Annotated in this window: 15 protein-coding genes; 7 read left to right on the forward strand and 8 right to left on the reverse strand. The window is 45.8% G+C overall.

What is annotated here, in order from left to right; all coding sequences use genetic code 11:
* Window positions 1-62 precede the first annotated feature (62 nt).
* Complete coding sequence (gene oxyR, locus L1D37_RS14070) at window positions 63-956, reverse strand: DNA-binding transcriptional regulator OxyR (protein WP_017632091.1); 894 nt, start codon at window positions 954-956, stop codon at window positions 63-65.
* On the opposite strand from oxyR, the gene L1D37_RS14075 reads away from it, so the two are divergent.
* From L1D37_RS14075 to L1D37_RS14085, 3 genes are all read left to right on the forward strand, one after another.
* The gene (locus L1D37_RS14075) at window positions 955-1,134 is read left to right on the forward strand and encodes a hypothetical protein (protein ID WP_239848287.1); all 180 of its coding nucleotides are present in this window, start codon (window positions 955-957) and stop codon (window positions 1,132-1,134) included. The two genes, oxyR and L1D37_RS14075, sit on opposite strands and share 2 nt — an antisense overlap.
* A 44-nt stretch (window positions 1,135-1,178) precedes the next feature.
* Window positions 1,179-1,907: a glutathione peroxidase gene (locus L1D37_RS14080; protein ID WP_048659171.1), complete on the forward strand. Its 729-nt coding sequence runs from the start codon at window positions 1,179-1,181 to the stop codon at window positions 1,905-1,907.
* Window positions 1,908-2,151: 244 nt separating this feature from the next.
* Entirely contained in the window at window positions 2,152-3,618 is a 1,467-nt protein-coding gene (locus tag L1D37_RS14085) for a dihydrolipoyl dehydrogenase (RefSeq protein ID WP_239848288.1), read from the forward strand.
* Between the two features lie 329 nt (window positions 3,619-3,947).
* Here L1D37_RS14085 and L1D37_RS14090 read toward each other — a convergent pair whose 3' ends face one another.
* Window positions 3,948-4,295, reverse strand: coding sequence for a RidA family protein (locus L1D37_RS14090; protein WP_004729674.1), 348 nt, complete (start codon window positions 4,293-4,295; stop codon window positions 3,948-3,950).
* An 87-nt stretch (window positions 4,296-4,382) separates the two neighbouring features.
* Here L1D37_RS14090 and L1D37_RS14095 point away from each other — a divergent pair, with 87 nt between their 5' ends.
* Window positions 4,383-4,631, forward strand: coding sequence for a DUF3624 domain-containing protein (locus tag L1D37_RS14095; RefSeq protein ID WP_176680535.1), 249 nt, complete (start codon window positions 4,383-4,385; stop codon window positions 4,629-4,631).
* Window positions 4,632-4,885: 254 nt separating this feature from the next.
* Here the strand turns inward: L1D37_RS14095 and argH are convergent, their stop codons facing one another.
* From argH to argC, 4 genes are all read right to left on the reverse strand, one after another.
* On the reverse strand, window positions 4,886-6,760 hold the full coding sequence (argH, locus tag L1D37_RS14100) for an argininosuccinate lyase (protein ID WP_239848289.1): 1,875 nt from the start codon (window positions 6,758-6,760) through the stop codon (window positions 4,886-4,888).
* Between the two features lie 347 nt (window positions 6,761-7,107).
* On the reverse strand, window positions 7,108-8,319 hold the full coding sequence (locus L1D37_RS14105) for an argininosuccinate synthase (protein WP_017632086.1): 1,212 nt from the start codon (window positions 8,317-8,319) through the stop codon (window positions 7,108-7,110).
* A gap of 113 nt (window positions 8,320-8,432) precedes the next feature.
* The gene (argB, locus tag L1D37_RS14110) at window positions 8,433-9,221 is read right to left on the reverse strand and encodes an acetylglutamate kinase (protein WP_017063686.1); all 789 of its coding nucleotides are present in this window, start codon (window positions 9,219-9,221) and stop codon (window positions 8,433-8,435) included.
* Between the two features lie 12 nt (window positions 9,222-9,233).
* Window positions 9,234-10,238 (reverse strand): N-acetyl-gamma-glutamyl-phosphate reductase, encoded by a 1,005-nt coding sequence (gene argC, locus L1D37_RS14115; RefSeq protein WP_102433309.1) that lies wholly within the window; start codon window positions 10,236-10,238, stop codon window positions 9,234-9,236.
* 154 nt (window positions 10,239-10,392) lie between these two features.
* Between argC and argE the strand changes: the two genes are divergently transcribed.
* From argE to L1D37_RS14130, 3 genes are all read left to right on the forward strand, one after another.
* Window positions 10,393-11,529: an acetylornithine deacetylase gene (gene argE / locus L1D37_RS14120; RefSeq protein WP_176680537.1), complete on the forward strand. Its 1,137-nt coding sequence runs from the start codon at window positions 10,393-10,395 to the stop codon at window positions 11,527-11,529.
* A gap of 251 nt (window positions 11,530-11,780) precedes the next feature.
* Window positions 11,781-14,417 carry a phosphoenolpyruvate carboxylase gene (gene ppc / locus L1D37_RS14125; RefSeq protein WP_176680538.1) on the forward strand — a complete coding sequence of 879 codons (2,637 nt, stop codon included), beginning with the start codon at window positions 11,781-11,783 and terminating at the stop codon, window positions 14,415-14,417.
* A gap of 349 nt (window positions 14,418-14,766) precedes the next feature.
* Window positions 14,767-15,306, forward strand: a complete 540-nt coding sequence (locus L1D37_RS14130) for a PadR family transcriptional regulator (RefSeq protein ID WP_017061141.1) — start codon at window positions 14,767-14,769, stop codon at window positions 15,304-15,306.
* 165 nt (window positions 15,307-15,471) lie between these two features.
* On the opposite strand, the gene metF is transcribed toward L1D37_RS14130, so the two are convergent.
* Together metF and L1D37_RS14140 are read right to left on the reverse strand one after the other, a co-directional pair.
* Window positions 15,472-16,371, reverse strand: a complete 900-nt coding sequence (gene metF / locus L1D37_RS14135) for a methylenetetrahydrofolate reductase (protein WP_004729683.1) — start codon at window positions 16,369-16,371, stop codon at window positions 15,472-15,474.
* 297 nt (window positions 16,372-16,668) lie between these two features.
* Window positions 16,669-19,080: a bifunctional aspartate kinase/homoserine dehydrogenase II gene (locus L1D37_RS14140; RefSeq protein WP_239848290.1), complete on the reverse strand. Its 2,412-nt coding sequence runs from the start codon at window positions 19,078-19,080 to the stop codon at window positions 16,669-16,671.

Raw genomic sequence — 19,080 nt, forward strand, 5'->3', positions numbered from 1 at the left:
AATTCATATCAACCCTTTTTTTATTTCGACAACATGAGCTGTCTAGATTGTTAGTTCGAACATCAGAGCGATTTTTCTAATTGCGTTCGGATAGTTTCAGCAAGTTGCTCGAAACGCCCCTTCAATGGAGAGCCCGGACGGTACGCAACCACAATACGACGTGAAGGCGTTGGGTTCACCGCAGGCACGTAACACACACCGTCTTTCTGCTTCTCTTTCGGTACTGATAACTGTGGAAGCAAAGTAATACCCGCCCCTGCTGCCACCATGTTGCGTAGCGTTTCTAAGCTGGTCGCTTTAAAGCGCTCGTCATCTTTTGCACCTGCAGCAAAACAGAAGCCTAAGGCTTGGTCTCTTAAGCAGTGACCATCACCTAGCGCAAGTACTGTTTGCCCATTTAGCTGAAGCATATCGACGCTGTCTTGTTGAGCCCACTCATGGTCACACGGCACGGCAACACTTAATGGCTCGTCATACACATCAATCTCTTTAAACACCGCGGTTTCATCAACTGCAGCCAATACCAAACAGTCGAGCTTGCCATCTTCTAGTTGGCTCACCAGCTGATGAGTCTGAGCTTCATGCAGGTAGAGCTCTAGCTCAGGAAAGCTCTCTTTCAGATGAGGAACAATCTTAGGCAAGATATAAGGACCCACAGTTGGAATAAAACCAATGTGCATTGGCCCCGTCATTGCTTCACCGTGTCCACTCGCCATATCTTTAAAGGTCTTCACCTCGTTGAGAATGCGCTTGGCTTGCTCAACAAGTTGTAACCCTGATTCTGTAAATATCACCTTCCTTGGGCTACGCTCGGTTAACTGAAGTCCAATTTCATCTTCGAGTTTGCGTATTTGACCGCTCAGTGTGGGCTGACTGACAAAGCACGCTTCTGCCGCTTTTCGGAAGTGTTTGTGCTCTGCGAGCGCCACCAAGTATTCAAAGTCACGAATGTTCATGATCAGTCTCTTACCTCAGGTTTTAATAAGAACAAGGGTTTTCATCGAAACATTTAAAAGAAAAATGCTCTTGATAGAATTTACCTATCAAAACCATAACATCAAACGATTAGAGCTATCAAAGAATTTATCTAATAATGGGCTCAACAAAACGAAACAGAGCAACGAAAAACGTTAAGCTCTAATAGAACAAAATTAAAAATACTATTTAAGGAAATCAATATGTTTGCATCTAAAGAAGGTCAATCAATCCCTCAAGTAACATTCCCAACTCGCCAAGGCGATGCATGGGTTAACGTAACGACAGAAGAGCTTTTCAAAGACAAGACAGTTATCGTATTCAGCCTACCAGGCGCATTTACTCCAACATGTTCTTCAAGCCACCTACCTCGTTACAACGAACTACACTCAGTGTTCAAAGAAAACGGCGTTGATGACATCCTTTGTGTTTCTGTAAACGACACGTTCGTAATGAACGCATGGAAAGCAGACCAAGAAGCGGAAAACATCACATTCATCCCTGATGGTAATGGTGATTTCACAGACGGCATGGGTATGCTAGTTGAGAAAAACGACATCGGCTTCGGCAAACGTTCATGGCGCTACAGCATGCTGGTTAAAAACGGCGTGGTAGAAAAAATGTTCATCGAAGAAGACGTACCAGGCGACCCGTTCAAGGTTTCTGATGCAGATACTATGCTTAACTACCTTGCTCCTGAGCACAAAGAGCAAGAGTCAATCACAGTATTCACTAAGCCAGGCTGTCCTTTCTGTATGAAAGCGAAGCAGAACCTAATCGACAAAGGTCTAAACTACGAAGAAGTGGTTCTAGGTAAAGACGCTACAACGGTAAGCCTACGTGCAATCTCTGGTCGCACAACAGTTCCTCAAGTTTTCATCGGTGGCAAACACATCGGTGGCAGCGAAGAACTAGAAGCTTTCCTAGGTTAATCACTTAAATAGTTAAGTGAACTAGCAATACCAGCTAACCCACCCTCTGTGGGTTAGCTATTCCAAACCACTCTCAAGTGAGCTTTGGAAAAAGAATATAGCTTGTGACTCGCTAACCTAAGAACCACAAGCTAAACCTAATAAAACAGAATCACAAAACTGACCCGTTATCCTGACTCTCAAAAAATCACCAGAGTTGGAGGGGTTCGTTCAAACTAAATTCAGCCATTGCGAGAAAATTATTATGAAACAAGTCAATGTAGATGTAGCAGTTATCGGGGGCGGTACGGCAGGTCTAGGTTCTTACCGCGCTGCAAAAGCACACACTGACAGTGTCGTGATGATTGAAGGCGGCCCTTACGGTACTACCTGTGCTCGCGTTGGTTGTATGCCATCTAAACTGCTTATTGCAGCTGCAGAAAGCGTACACCAAATCGAGAAAGCTCCGGCTTTTGGCGTTCACCCACAAGGCGATATCGTGATTAACGGCCGTGAAGTGATGGACCGAGTGAAGTTTGAGCGTGACCGTTTTGTTGGTTTTGTTTTAGAAGGTGTTGATGAAATCCCAGAGCAAGACAAGATCTCTGGCTACGCAAAATTCTTAGACGACAACACGCTGCAAATTGATGACCATACGGTTGTAACGGCTAAGCGTATTGTTATCGCGACAGGTTCGCGCCCTGCATACCCTGCCGTTTGGAATGACCTCGGCGACCGCCTAATCATTAACGATGACGTGTTTAGCTGGGATGACTTACCAGAATCGGTTGCCGTATTTGGCCCTGGCGTTATTGGTCTTGAGCTTGGTCAGTCGCTGCACCGCTTAGGTGTGAAGACCAAACTGTTCGGCTTAGGTGGTCAAGTTGGCCCAGTCACCGACCCTGAGATCATGGCTTACGCAGACAAAGCCTTCAATGAAGAGTTCTACCTAGATGCTGATGTAAAAATCGAAAGCATGAAGCGTATTACCATTGAATCGGGTGAGGCCCGCGTCGAAATCCAGTTCATCAATAAACAAGGTGAGCTAGAAACCAACGTCGTTGAGTACGTATTAGCAGCAACAGGTCGTCGTCCTAATACAGATAAACTTGGCCTAGAGAATACCTCTCTTGAGCTTGATGAGCGTGGTGTTCCAATCGCAGACCACTACACGCTACAAACATCATTGCCATCAGTATTCATTGCGGGTGATGCAAGCAACCAACTGCCTCTGCTACATGAAGCAGCAGACCAAGCACGCATTGCTGGTGACAACGCAGGTCGCTTCCCTGAGATTCGTGCAGGCCTACGCCGCTCTAAAATCTCAGCGGTATTCTCTGACCCGCAAATAGCGATGGTTGGCGAAACCTACAAAGAGATCACCACCCGCTTAGGTACATGTGGTTGTTTCGCAACGGGTGAAGTATCTTTCGAGAACCAAGGTCGCTCACGAGTGATCTTACGCAACAAAGGTATTCTGCACGTTTACGGCGAGCAAGGTACAGGCCGCTTCCTTGGTGCTGAGATGATGGGACCAAACGCAGAACACTTGGCTCACTTATTAGCATGGGCACACCAGAACAAGATGACGGTTTCTGAAATGCTAGACATGCCGTTCTACCACCCAGTAATCGAAGAGGGTGTACGAACAGCGCTGCGTGACCTCAATGCGAAACTGCACCTTGGCCCAGAGATGGTGAAACACTGTCTAGATTGTGGTCCTGGCTGTTAATCTCGGTTGATTGAGACAGGTAACCATTTGCTCTACGAACATAGATTAGATACTAATAAGGAAAGCCATTGGCTTTCCTTTTTGTTTTTGGCAACGAGCAAATAATAGATTCCCGATTACGCTCCTTCGTCACTTTCGGGAATGACGGTAATTTTCCTATACCGTAAATTCGAAGCTAATCAGTATAACGGTACTTTTCAAAACGCATCTAAGTTGAGTCCAACCAAAGTGACATCAGTTAAACCAAAACCTAACCCGTCATTCCAGAACCGAGGGACGAGGTATCTGGAATCTCTTGAAGCCGTTGCTTACCACTAAAACTCAGAGAATTATTTCTCAGCTGCAATCACAGAGATCTCAACTAGTAATGCTTCGCGAGCCATGTCACCAGTCACACATGCGCGAGCTGGAGCGTGACCTTCTGGTACCCATGCATCCCAAACTGCGTTCATTTCTTGGAAGTCTTTCATGTCTTTCAAGTAAATCGTTGCTGACAGCATGTGCTCTTTGTCGCTGCCTGCTTGCTCAAGTAGCGCTTCTACTTTATCTAGCATTGTCTGTGTTTGTTCAGTGATGTCTTTGGTTGCATCTGCACAAACTTGGCCACATAGGTAGATAGTACCGTTGTGTTTAACAATACGGCTCATGCGTTGCTTGGTTTCTTGGCGCTCAATCATCGATCTTCTCTCTCTATGTCACCGTGATCCAATATCTTGTGACGTGGTATTATCAGGGCAACAAGCATAACGCGAATCAAGCCCAAGATGACATGTCTTCATTGCAATAAAAATGAAAAAATCTTCAATAAACTCGGTCGCTGCCAACGTTGTATGAATCAGCTCATGGTGCTGTCGATCTTGAGTTGGGGAACATGGTGGTTATTTTTCAGGGAAGACCCGAAAACCATCAATGCCATCGCCTTGATGATGGCGGCTTTCGCATTCAGTGGTTTGCTATCGCTACATTGGATAATGAAATTTGTGGTGCTGCCTTTGAGGAATAAAAAGCGTTAGCTGAGGTGTTTGTTGGATAGGCAATAATGATTAGATGATAGGTTCAATACATCAAGCGTTTATCGTAATTATCGAGCGATTATCATTTGCCAAACAGCAGATAGAAAAAAGCCCCAGAACCAATCGATTCTAGGGCTTTCTTAGAAAATTCTAAGAAAAAGCAGTGGTACTTTAATAGACCGGGCTTTTCTTAATTTGTTCCCAAAAAAGATCAGATTTTTGATCTTTTTTTTAGGGACTATAAAATCAATGCCTTATGCAACATTCACCTTAGCGATAATCTGTTCGACCAAATTCACTTCCAAAGCCACTTCATCACACGCATGTTGACGAGGACACTGGTCGCAATCTTTCAGTACCTTCTCTGGTAGCAGAGATTTCGATGTTGGTAAGAAGTCATGCTTCATAAAGAACTCAGGCGTACGAGTCAGTACAAACACCTTCTTGATAGCCATTTGGCGTGCTTTCTCAACCAAGTGCTGCACAATCGCGGTTCCCTGCCCTTGACCTTGCCAACCGGCTTCAACGCCCAGTGAACGTATTTCCGCTAAGCCAGAGTCATAGACATAGAGCGATGCACAACCTGTCACTTCACCATGATGTTCTGCGACCGCAAACGAACCAATATCACGCACAAGTTCATTACGAGAACGGGGTAGGTTTTCACCCATGTTCGCCCAGTAGGCCACCATGCCTTCCAATGCTTCGATGTCAGTCAAACGAGCAGGACGAACCTTAACGATGGAAGTATCACGCTGCGCCAAACGCTTCTCAGCTTGGTCTACCGCGTAAGCCACTTGTTGTGGTGATACACCACCCAGTGCGCTACGTTTTTCAAGACACGATTCAATAGTTAGGATGTCATACACATCCTCTTCTATCACCTCAGAGAACTCTTTCATCTCTGCGATGGTTAACTCTTCCAGTGCACAGCCTTTAGCAATCGCCGCCACTACTGTTACACCCACAATATGGTGAGCTTCACGGAAAGGAATGCCTTTCGCTACTAGGTAATCAGCCAGTTCCGTAGAGTTTGCATAACCTTGCTTCGCTGCTTCAAGTGTACGTTCGCCGTTAACTTTAATGCCGTCAAAACAAAGTGCAGCCATTTCCATACAATCATTCCAAGTGTCTAAAGCGTCGAACAGACCTTCTTTATCTTCTTGCATGTCTTTGTTGTATGCCAAAGGCAGAGCTTTTACTGTCATCATCATTGCTGCTAATGAACCATATACACGACCCGTTTTGCCACGGATAAGCTCTAGCGCATCAGGGTTTTTCTTTTGTGGCATCAGAGATGAACCTGACGTCACTGTATCCGCTAACTCGATGAAGTTTGATTCACCAGAGTTGTAGAAAATCATATCTTCTGCAAGACGCGAAAGGTGAAGCATAGAGATAGAAGCGATCGACATCAGCTCCATCACATGGTCACGGTCAGATACTGAATCTAGAGAGTTACGCGTTGCACGACGGAAACCTAAGTTGTGAGCTAACTCTTCACGGTCCATCGGGTAAGCGGTTCCGGCAAGGGCACCAGAACCCAGCGGACATGTATCTAAACGCTTAATCGCATCATTCAAACGAGAATAATCACGCTCAAGCATTTCAACGTAAGCTAAGCACCAGTGAGCAAAAGTTACCGGCTGAGCACGTTGTAAGTGAGTGTAGCCAGGAAGCACGGTTTCTTGATGCTGAGAAGCAACATTCACCATTTGGCTCTGTAGGCGATCCAATGCTAGTAGCAGTTGGTTACCTTGCTGACGACACCATAGTTTCAGGTCTGTCGCCACTTGGTCATTACGAGAACGGCCAGTGTGAAGCTTTTTACCCAAGTCACCGACTTTGCCGATAAGTTGTTGCTCAACCCAGCTGTGAATATCTTCTGCATCAGAACGTAGAATCTGTTCAGGATCTTCCATCACCTCAAGTTTTAGCTCATTCAGCGCTAACTCAAGCTTCTGTTGTTCTTCTTCTGATAATACGTTGACCGACAGTAGAGCTTTAGACCAGGCAATTGAGCCCACAATGTCTTGCTCAGCCAATCGGTAATCAAAACGAAGAGAATCGTTAAAATCTTTGAACCGGGTGTCTGCTGCTTGGGTAAATCTACCGCCCCATAATGCCATTGTGTATCTCCTAATTGCACAGTGCTCACTGTTTTTGCAAATGATAATTCTGATTAAGATTCAGTATTTTTCTGATGGTTTAAACTTACGGCAATTCAAAATGAAAATAAAGTATTAATTCATTATTTTCACATATTTATTCACCACAAGTTGAATCCATTGATTATTTTCAGAGTGGAGCGCGAATTATATGCCATTCGATAGTAAAAACCGAAGCTGATTTATTAGGCGAATAGAAAGTAAAAAGCCCACTCACTAATCAATAGTGAATGGGCTTTGCATAATAATATCTGTTTACTGGCCTTTAATTTTTCATCAAAGGCTAGCTCACTAACTCATTGTTAGGATTACTTTTGGCTATTCAGAGCACGGATACGGCTTGATAGCGAGTAAAGGCGGATGAAGCCTTCAGCGTGGCTTTGGTCGTAAACTTCATCTTCACCAAAGGTAGCAAACTCTTCTGAGTATAGGCTGTTGTCAGAACGCTTCTGAGTTACCGTTGCATGGCCTTTGTAAAGCTTGATAACCACTTCGCCATTCACGTCTTGTGCTAGCTCTTCTGTCGCTGCAAGGATTGACTTACATAGCGGAGTGAACCAACGACCATCGTATACAAGGTGAGACGCTTTCACACCTAGCTCTTCACGGAATTCGAATGCCGCTTTATCAAGAACCAGTTGCTCTACTGCACGCAGTGCTTCCATCATGATAGTGCCACCCGGAGTTTCGTAACAACCACGAGACTTCATGCCCACAAGACGGTTCTCTACGATATCGATACGACCAACACCGTGCTTAGCACCCTTCTCATTTAAGTAAACCAGTGCGTTGTATGGCGTCATTGTTTCACCATCAACCGCAACCACTTCACCTTTTTCAACTTTAAGCGTCACTGTTTCAGATTCGTTTGGCGCTTGCTCTGGGTCTACAGTCCAAGCCCAGCAATCTTCGTTTGGCGCATTCCATGTATCTTCTAGAACGCCACCTTCTGTAGAGATGTGCCATGCGTTTGCATCTCGCGAGTAAATCTTAGTAAGAGAAGCAGTACAAGGAATATTACGTTCTGCTAGGTAATCCAGACACTCTTCACGGCTCACTAGATCCCACTCACGCCAAGGTGCAATTACGTGTAGGTCTGGTGCTAGTGCAGCGAATGCACCTTCAAAACGAACTTGGTCATTACCTTTACCTGTACAACCGTGACACAGTGCGTCTGCACCAACTTTACGTGCGACTTCAACCTGCGCTTTCGCAATGATTGGACGAGCCATAGAAGTACCTAGTAGGTATTTGCCTTCGTAGTAAGCGCCTGTTTTTAGTGTTGGGTAGATGTAATCTGCCACCATTTCTTCTTTAAGGTCAGCGATGTAACACTCTGAAGCACCAGAAGCTTTTGCTTTCTCTTCGATACCAATCAACTCTTCGTCGCCTTGACCAACATCCGCGACAAACGCAACCACTTCACAGTCATAGTTCTCTTTCAACCATGGGATGATTACTGATGTGTCTAGACCGCCAGAGTAGGCTACTACAACTTTCTTTACGTTAACTTTGCTCATTTTCTTTCTCCTAGTTTCCATACTGCACATGGCGGTCAGCGTTGGAAATGACTTCATAATTATATGTTTATTTAGTTTGTCTAAATTCTTTAAGTAGTGACTCGTTGTGAGAACTACTGAGGTAAAAACTGCGTTCCTATGCTTTTACCTGAAAACAGTTGTGTTAACTTTTCTGGGTATCGCCAAGTAGCGACTTCGATCGGTCGTCCGAGATCGTTGGCAGCTTCTAGTGCGGCTTGAACCTTAACGATCATGCCGTCAGTAATCACTTTGCCTGCAATAAGGTCATCGGCTTGTTGTTGATTAAGGCTTGGAATGAGGTGGCCTTTGCCATCCAACACACCACTTACATCAGAAAGAAGTACCAGCTCAGCATCAAGTGCGCCAGCAACAGCAACCGCAGCTTGGTCGGCATTGACGTTCATCAGTTGGCCTTGCTCAGTTAAGCCAATTGAGCTAATGATTGGCAGTGCGCCAGCATTAAGAATCGCTTGCAGGACGGTTGAGTCGCCCGGCTCCGCTTTTCCTACCGCACCTAGCTCAGGGTTCAGTTCGCTCACTTTGCATAAACCACCATCCGCTAGGCTCAAACCAACGGCATTGATACCGTCTTTAATCGCCTGACCTTGCAGTAATTTATTCGCCGTACCCGCTAGTGCACCAGCAATCACAGGGATTTGATCGTAAGGAGTAACACGTAGACCTTCTTTTTTAACGGTTTCGAGGTTCAACTTATTCATCAAATCATCAACAAGGTAACCACCGCCGTGAACAATCACGATTGGTCGTTGTGCTTGTTGTTGGTAAGCAGAGATAGCACCAAATAACTTGCTAAGTGTTTCACCACAAGATAGCGCAGCGCCACCTAACTTTATGATTAATGGTTGATTATTAAGGCTCATATCTAGATTCCCTTACACTAACGCAGTTAATGGCGCAAAACCATAACGTAAATTTAAACACTGCATCGCTTGGCTAGATGCACCCTTTAACAAGTTATCAATCGCTGAAACAACGATGATGTGTTGACCTTGAACCTTCCAACCTAAATCACAGAAAGGTGTTTGTTCTACGTCTTGAATTCTTGGCAATGTCTCTTCGAGTAATCTCACCGCAGGTTTACCTTGGTAAGCTTGCTCAAAGGCATCTTGTATCTGTTGTTCTGTCACGCCTTCAGCCAATTTCATGGTGATGGTCGCTAAAATACCGCGCTTAAAGTTGCCGAGGTGCGGAGTAAAAATTACATCACATCCTAAATGTGCAGCCATTTCAGGCTGATGACGGTGATTGAAGACGCCGTAAGCTTGCAAACTCACTTCGCAGAAGCTGTTAACCATGGTCGCCTTACGACCCGCTCCTGTAACACCACTCGTTGCGTTAATCACAGGCCATTGGTTCTCATCGAGTAACTTCGCTTCAACCAAAGGCTTAATCGCCAATTGTGATGCAGTTGGATAACAACCCGCGACTGCGACAAGTTGAGCCTCTTTAATCGCTTGCTCATTCCATTCTGCTAAACCGTAAGCGGCTTTATCTAGCCATTGCTCGTGTTGGTGTTCAAAACCATAGAACTCTTGGTAGAAGTTCTCACCTTTCACTCTGAAGGCACCCGATAGGTCGAACACTTGGCAATCGTTCTCTAGAAAAATTGGTGCTAGGTCGTGGCTGACTTCATGTGCAGTGGCTAAGAAAATTACATCAGACTGTTTAGCCACTTCTTCTGGATTCGTTAATGGTTGTACTGGCATATCAATCAAGCCAGCTAACTTACCGTGCAATGCCGCAATAGGTTTACCTGCGTCTACACTATTGGCTGAGACATATAAACCTGATAGCGTGAGCTCAGGGTGTCTGTTTATCATTAGAGCCAGTTCTGCTCCTGTGTAGCCGCTTGCGCCAATGATCGTGGTTTTCAACATCTCAACACATCCATTCCTGAGGTAAGTTACATTTCAAAATTTGACTATTCATACTTAATTTTTAGCTTTATTTGATTTCTTATGCATTAAATATGATTTAATATGTGTTTTACCGACTTATAGTTTTCCTGTCAATAGTAGAAGTGAAGATATTATGCAATTACCGAGTTTTCTTGAGGTCTACAAAGGCCTAATTTCCACCGACTCTATTAGTTCTACTGATCCAAGCTGGGATCATGGCAACGAAAAAGTGATCGAAAAAATGGCTCAATGGTTTAAAGACTTGGGCTTTAGCGTAGAGGTCGTGGAAGTCGAGCCCGGCAAACATAATATGGTCGCAAAGATGGGTTCTGGTGAAGGTGGCTTGCTATTAGCGGGACATAGCGACACCGTGCCATTTGATGAAGGGCGTTGGAACTTCAACCCTCATGCACTGACAGAACACAATAATCGCTTCTACGGATTAGGCACGGCCGACATGAAAGGCTTCTTCGCTTTCGTTTATGAAGCAGCAAAGAAGATGGATTGGAGCAAACAGGCGAAGCCACTTTATGTATTGGCAACCTGTGATGAAGAGACCACCATGCTAGGCGCACGTCACTTCACGGAGAACGCACCATTTAAGCCGGACTACTGCATCATTGGTGAGCCGACTAGCCTAGTGCCAATTCGTGGACACAAAGGCCACGTGGCAAATGCAGTGCGAGTAACCGGTAAATCAGGTCACTCTTCTGACCCTGCATTAGGCGTCAACGCCATCGAGATCATGCATGAAGTGTTATTCGCATTAATGCAGCTACGTGACAAGTTAGTTAAAGAGTACCATCACCCAGGTTTTGCGATTCCAAGCCCTACTCTAAACCTTGGCCATATTCATGGTGGTGACAGCGCTAACCGTATCTGTGGTTGCTGCGAGCTGCACTACGATGTGCGTCCTTTACCGGGTATCAGCTTAGATGGCTTGGATAACATGCTGCGCAGCGCACTCAAAGAAGTGGAAGCAAAGTGGCCGGGCAGAATTGAAATTACGCCACTGCACGAACCTATCCCGGGTTACGAGTGCCAACACGACCATCCATTTATCGGTGGCATGGAATCGGTATGTGAAACTGAATCACAAACCGTGAACTACTGTACTGAAGCTCCTTTCCTTCAAGAACTTTGCCCAACCTTAGTTCTGGGTCCGGGCTCAATCGACCAAGCTCACCAACCGGATGAGTTCTTGAGCTTCGATTTTATCGATCCAACGATTGATGTTCTGAGTAAATCCATCCGTAAATATTGCTTCTAGTTATTGCTACCCTCTCGATATTTTTTTATAAAAGCCGCCCAAAAAGGTGGCTTTTATTCTGTTATCCCTGCCAAAGCCTGATCTTGTAATTAAATTTCACTTTATTCCGAAGTCTTGGAAAATTTACTTCTCCCGCATTTCGAAAACTAATAATTGCAAACTTAGAATGCTTTATTTGACTAGATACAGCAGTTTTCGCTAGATTGTGTACTTAACAAGGAACAATGGATGTAATTTTTTTACGAGGCAGGATGACAATGAACGAGAAATACGCCGCTCTCAAGAGTAACGTAAGCATGCTGGGACGCTTGCTAGGTAACACAATCCAAGATGCACATGGTGACGTTATCTTAGAGAAAGTGGAAACTATCCGTAAACTTTCCAAATCCGCCCGCGCAGGCAACAAAGCTGACCGTGACAGCCTAGTTGAAGAAATCAAAAACCTGCCGAACGAACAACTCACTCCTGTTGCTCGTGCATTTAACCAATTTCTCAACCTCACCAACATGGCAGAGCAGTACCACACCATCTCTCGCCACTGTGAGGAGCATGTTTGCGAACCAGACGTGCTGCAATCTCTATTTTCCAAATTAAACCAGAATGACATCAGCAAGCTAGATGCGGCTCAAGCCGTTCGCGACCTGAACATTGAACTCGTTCTGACAGCACACCCAACAGAAATCACTCGTCGCACCATGATCAACAAACTGGTTAAGATCAACGAGTGCCTGTCTAAACTAGAATTAAGCGACCTATCGCACAAAGAGCGCGTGAAAACCGAACGCCGCCTAGAGCAACTTATCGCTCAAGGTTGGCACTCAGATGTGATTCGTCAACAACGCCCAACGCCACTTGATGAAGCTAAGTGGGGCTTTGCGGTTGTAGAAAACTCTCTATGGGAAGCCGTGCCTGATTTCCTACGTGAAATGGATGGCCGACTAAAAGGCTACCTTGGTGAAGGCCTACCGATCGATGCACGCCCAGTACACTTCTCATCTTGGATGGGCGGTGACCGCGATGGTAACCCATTCGTAACGCACACCATCACTAAAGAAGTGTTGCGCCTATCTCGCTGGAAAGCTGCTGATCTTTACCTAGGCGACGTAAACGAACTAATTACCGAACTGTCGATGACTAAGTGTAATGATGCGGTTCGTGATCTAGCAGGCGATGAGCACGAAGCTTACCGTGCAATCCTGAAGAACCTACGCACTCTGCTGAACAACACGCTAGAAGTGCTGGATGCAAAACTGCATGACACTGAGGTTCCGAAGAAAGAAACACTACAGAACATCGACCAACTTTGGACTCCGCTTTACGCGTGTTACCAATCGCTGCACGAATGTGGCATGGGCGTAATCGCAGACGGTTCTCTGCTTGATACCCTACGCCGCCTAAAAGCGTTCGGTGTGCACCTAGTGCGTCTCGATGTTCGTCAAGAAAGTACTCGTCACTCAGATGTACTGTCTGAACTGACTCGCTACCTAGGCATTGGCGATTACGACCAATGGAGCGAGCAAGACAAGATTGCTTTCTTAACCAATGAATTAAGCTCTAAGCGCCCATTACTTCCTCGCGATTGGGAGCCATCTGAACAGGTTAAAGAGGTTTTAGACACCTGTAAGGTCATTGCTGCCCAACCTCGTGAAGCCTTCGGTGCTTACGTAATTTCTATGGCTCGTACAGCATCAGATGTACTGGCTGTTCACTTGCTACTTCAAGAATGTGGCTGCCCATACCGCATGGACGTATGTCCACTGTTCGAAACGCTCGACGACTTAAACAACTCAGAAGCAGTAATGAAACAGCTAATGAGCATCGACTTGTATCGTGGCTTTATCCAGAACCACCAAATGGTGATGATCGGATACTCTGACTCGGCGAAAGATGCGGGTGTAATGTCTGCAGGTTGGGCTCAATACGATGCAATGGATAAGCTAGTTAAGGTTTGCGACGAAGAAGGCATTGAACTGACTCTATTCCACGGTCGTGGCGGTACGGTTGGCCGTGGTGGTGCGCCAGCGCACGCTGCTCTTCTTTCTCAGCCACCTAAGAGCTTGAAAGGCGGTTTACGTGTAACTGAGCAAGGCGAAATGATCCGCTTTAAACTTGGCTTACCAGACGTTGCTGTAAACAGCTTCAACCTTTACGCAAGTGCGATTCTAGAAGCGAACCTTCTGCCGCCACCTGAGCCAAAACAAGAGTGGCGTGACCTAATGGAAGTGCTGTCTCAAGTGTCTTGTGAGGCTTACCGTAACGTGGTTCGTGGCGAAGAGAAATTCGTGCCTTACTTCCGTCAAGCGACACCTGAACTGGAGCTAGGCAAACTGCCTCTTGGTTCTCGCCCTGCGAAACGTAATCCGAACGGCGGCGTAGAAAGCCTACGTGCGATTCCATGGATCTTCTCTTGGAGCCAAAACCGTTTGGTACTTCCGGCATGGCTAGGCGCTGGTGAAGCGATTCAATACTCAGTAGACCAAGGCCATCAAGCCCTACTGGAAGAGATGTGTCGCGAGTGGCCGTTCTTCTCTACCCGTCTAGGTATGTTGGAAATGGTGTACTCGAAGTGCAACATGGAAATCGCTAAGTACTACGACCAACGTCTTGTTGACGAAGAGCTATTACCGTTAGGTGAATTGCTGCGTGAACAGTTGCAAAAAGACATCAAAGCGGTACTGAATGTTGAGAACAACGAGAACCTAATGCAGAGCGACCCTTGGGGGCTTGAGTCAATCCGCCTACGTAACATCTACGTTGAGCCACTAAACATGCTTCAAGCTGAGCTGCTTTACCGTACTCGTAAGTGTGAAACACCACCAGCAGAGCTTGAAGAAGCGCTAATGGTGACGATTGCAGGCATTGCAGCAGGCATGCGAAACACTGGTTAATTAGTGATTCCTACTATACAATAGACAAAAGGTCGCCCAGTGCGACCTTTTTATTTCACAAAATAAGCAATACTGAGTTTTTTGTCAGTTTTTTGGGTTATTTTGTCCATGTATTCTACTTTATGCTTATTATTTAGATATACTACTGCTCCGCTGCGGAAACACTCCAAAAAAATAATCTGCAGCTTTTTGACCAATAAACTGGTCAACCTAGGTGATAAACGGCTTTGTAAGGTGACATAACCAACCGATGAGTTGGTGCTACTTAGACATAACCAATATAACGTGCCATTAGAAGCACACTTGTTGTTTAAGTATTTGTTTACTGTTTACCATTTGGATTTCAGACATGTCATTACCACACGTAATTCTAACCGTTTTAAGTACACGCGATGCTACTGGTTACGATATCACAAAAGAATTCTCCGCAAGCATTGGTTACTTCTGGAAAGCTAGCCATCAACAAGTTTACCGCGAGCTAAATAAAATGGCTCAGAACGACCAGGTAACTTGCGTGCTTGAGCCTCAAGAAGGCAAACCTGATCGTAAAGTTTACTCTATCACTGATGCTGGCCGTGGCGCGCTAGGTGAATGGTTTGAACAACCAACTGCACACCCAACCGTTCGTGACGAGTTCTCAGCTAAGCTAATGGCTTGCGCTGTACAACCTTCTGACGCTTACCGTGTACAACTTGCTGAGCTAGTAGAAGAGTCTCGCAAACTGGTTTCTCACTACCGTGAAATCGAAGCGGCTTACTACGCAACGCCATCAACTCTAGACAAGCAAGCACGCCTTGAGCGTCTTACTCTTCGTCGTAACCTACTTATCCGTGAAGCATGGATTGTATGGGCTGAAGAAGTACTGCTTGAACTTGGTGCTCTTGCTTAAGTTAAGCTAGAAGCTAGAAGCTAGAAGCTAGAAGCTAGAAGCTAGAAGCTAGAAAAGCAAAAGGCTTGAACTCTTAGAGTCCAAGCCTTTTTTGTATCTATAGGATTTGAAATTTTACAGCCAGAAGCTTTTTACAAGTGCTTAGGCTTTACTTCTAGACTTTGCTTAAAGCGCAGCGACTTGCGGACGAACACCTAACGTGTGGCAAAGTGCGTAAGTCATTTCTGCACGGTTTAGTGTATAGAAGTGGAAGTCTTTCACGCCTTCGCGGCTCAGTGTACGAACCATATCAATTGCTTGGCTAGCACCAACAAGCTGACGAGTCGTTGGATCATCATCCAAACCTTCAAACTGCTTCGCCATCCAGCCTGGTACTTTTACGTTGTTCATCGCAGCAAAGCGAGACGCTTGCTTGAAGTTAGAAACTGGCAAGATACCCGGTACAATCTCAACATCAACACCCGCCGCCACACAACGGTCACGAAAGCGTAGGTAGCTCTCTACATCAAAGAAAAACTGAGTGATAGCACGGTTAGCACCGGCATCCACTTTACGTTTTAGGTTAATAAGATCCGATTGAGCGCTTTTTGCTTCAGGGTGAACTTCAGGAAATGCCGCTACTGAAATATCAAAGTCGTGACGAGATTTAAGCAGCTCAACTAGGTCAGATGCGTACATCTCTGGCGCGCCGCCGCCTGCTGGAATATCACCACGCAGAGCAACAATGCTCTCGATACCATTCGCCCAGTAATCGTCGGCAATTTGAATCAGTTCTTCGCGGCTAGCATCAATACACGTTAGGTGTGGCGCTGCTACTAGACCTGTTTGGTTTTTGATTTCTTTAATGATTGAGTGGGTACGATCACGTTCACCCGAGTTTGCACCGTAGGTTACTGATACAAATTTTGGTTGAAGTGTTTTAAGACGGTGAACAGAATTCCACAGGGTCTCTTCCATCTTCTCACTGCTTGGTGGAAAAAACTCAAATGACACATTGATGTTGTCAGAAAGCTCAGCGATATTCTGATTTAAAGCGTCGATATGACTAGCGTGTGTGTATCCCATCTTACTCTCCCTGTGGCAAAAGTGACCACTAAAATCTCAAATCCTTAAACGACGTTTAGACGTCTATATGTCTGTAGAATGTATTGAATACGATTTAATGTCAACAGATCCATTATGAATTTTTTTCAAGTAGATCGTGAGTAAAACTCAAGTAGTTAGATGGCTCGCAAAGCAGAAATAATGTAGAAAAAAGGCTGAAAAACACATCGTGCTTTCAGCCTTATTTATCTTAGTGAATAGTATGCTATTTACGTACTAAAACAATTGATCTGAGTATTAAACCAACCGAACTGAGTATCAGAACAGACTAGACATTCTGTTTAGGTCTGATTGAATTGCACCTGCCGTTACTTCACGACCTGCACCCGGGCCACGAATCACCAATGGATTATCTTTGTACCATTTGCTCTCAATCGCAAAGATGTTATCGCAAGGCAGCAAGTTCGCTAGGGCGTGTTCTTTAGATAGAGCTTCTACGCCTACGGTTGCCTTACCATTCTTCTCTAAACGCGCTACGTAACGCAGAACCTTCTGTTGAGAGTGCGCTTTCTCTAAACGCTCAGCCAACTCTTCGCTCAACACAGAAGCCTTATCAAAGAAGTCATCTACTGACAGTTCTTGCAACTCTTCAGGTACCAAGGATTCTACTTTTACGTTTTCAGGCTCAATGTCTAAGCCCGATTCACGAGCCAGAATCACCAGCTTACGCATTACGTCTGAACCATCAAGGTCAGCGCGCGGGTCTGGTTCAGTCAGGCCTTGTTGCCATGCTAAGTCAACCAACTCGCTGAACGGCACGGTGCCATCAAACTGTTGGAACAACCAAGACAGCGTGCCCGAGAAAATGCCAGACAACGCAATGATGTCATCGCCACTTTCACGCAAGTCACGTACCGTGTGGTTAATCGGCAAACCTGCACCAACGGTCGCGTTGTACAACCAATGACGGCTGATCTTCGCAAAGGCATCTTGCACCTGATGGTAATACTCGCTTGATGCAGAGCCTGCCACCTTGTTCGCCGAGATCAGGTGAATACCTTGTTGTGCGATTTGCAGATATTTTTCCGCAAGCACTGGACTCGCAGTCACATCGAGAACCACTGCTTCGTCATAACCTTGAATAGAGCCCAAACGCTCTAACCAGTCGTTACCGTTGTTGGCAATCGCTTCGTCGTCAAAGCGCTTACCTACCGAAGTCGCATCAATACCTTGGTCATCGAACCAATAGGTTTGGCTATCAACCACCGCAACCAATTCAAAGTTCATTCCACGACGCTTTTCAAGTTCCGCTTTTTGCTCAGCAAACAGGCTCAACCAGCTTGAACCAATGTTGCCCTTACCACATAAAGCAATCGCAACACGCTTCTGCGCTTGGAATAGTTGAGAGTGAATGCCTTTCACTAGGCTTGATGTTTCACTCTTGCGAATCACTGCCACTAAGCTCAAGCCAGAGTTAGCTTCTGAGATGAATTCAACCGGTGAGCTCTTAAGTTGTTGGTAGAAACCGTAACAGTGGTTCGGATTCTTAGTCACGCCAGCACCCACGGCAGCAATCAAAGAGAAACCTTCTTTAAGCTTAATCTCAGCTTCAATCGCGTGATCTTGTAGATATTCTAAAGCACCACCAGCGATCTCTTCTGTGTAAGCAAGACGCAAACAGTGCTGATCCGGTTCAAGCTCATAAGCAAGCGGCTCGAGTTGAGCACGCTTAAGCCCTTCAAGCACTTCACTCTCTAGACGGTCGAAGTCATGTCCGTGACCAAACGTCAACTGCACGATAAGCACTTCATCCAAAGAGGTAATGATTTTTGCGCCACGACCCGATGCCAGAACACGCTCTATCTGTGTAGAGCCCGCCTCTGGCTGATAGCTGCAGCGTAAGCTTAAGTCCATAGCACTTTGAGCCACAGGCTGTAGCGTTCGGCTGTGAAGCACAGGAGCAGCTAAACGAGCTAACTCACTCGCCTCATCAAGGCGAAGCAGAGGCAATAGACACGCATCCGAAACCAAACGAGGGTCAGCGCTGTATACACCAGCAACATCACTCCAAATTGTTACGCGTTCAACCTCAGCCAAAGCACCAATCACGGTAGCTGAGTAATCCGAACCGTTACGGCCGAGTAGAACCGTTTCACCTTCAGTGTTTTGAGCCATAAAGCCAGTAATCACGACACGGCAATGTGCATGCTGCGCCAAGGCTTCTTTAATCAGAGGATAAGAACGTGCGCGGTCAACTTCAGGTTGAGCACCTACTTCTGCACGCAAAAAGGCACGTGCATCTTGAGCTACCGCTTGTAAATCATGTTGGCACAACAAAGCGGCTAAAAGACGTGAAGACCAAACCTCACCATGTCCTAGTACTTGTGCTTTTTGCGCTTCGCTTAGAGGAGCTGTTAGCTCACCCAAAGCGGTAAATTCTTGTTGAATGGTAGCCGTTAGCTGAGCCGCAGACTCACCTTCAAGCAGCGCTTCAATCAGCTCAAGTTGGAACTGACGAAGTGCCTGCAGACATTCATGGGCGATACGACCATCTTTGTCGAGTGCTTCAACAAACTCAATCAAGCGGTTCGTTGTTTTCCCCGCTGCCGATACCACGACCAAGTCAGTGGCTGATGAGTATTCTCTAAGAATGTTGACCACGCGCTGGTAACACTCAGGATTCGCTAAGCTGCTACCACCAAATTTATGTAGCTGGCGAAAGGTTGCCAT

Origin of the sequence: Vibrio sp. Isolate33 (assembly GCF_022397895.1) — a bacterium.
GTDB classification, from domain to species: Bacteria; Pseudomonadota; Gammaproteobacteria; order Enterobacterales; family Vibrionaceae; genus Vibrio; species Vibrio pomeroyi.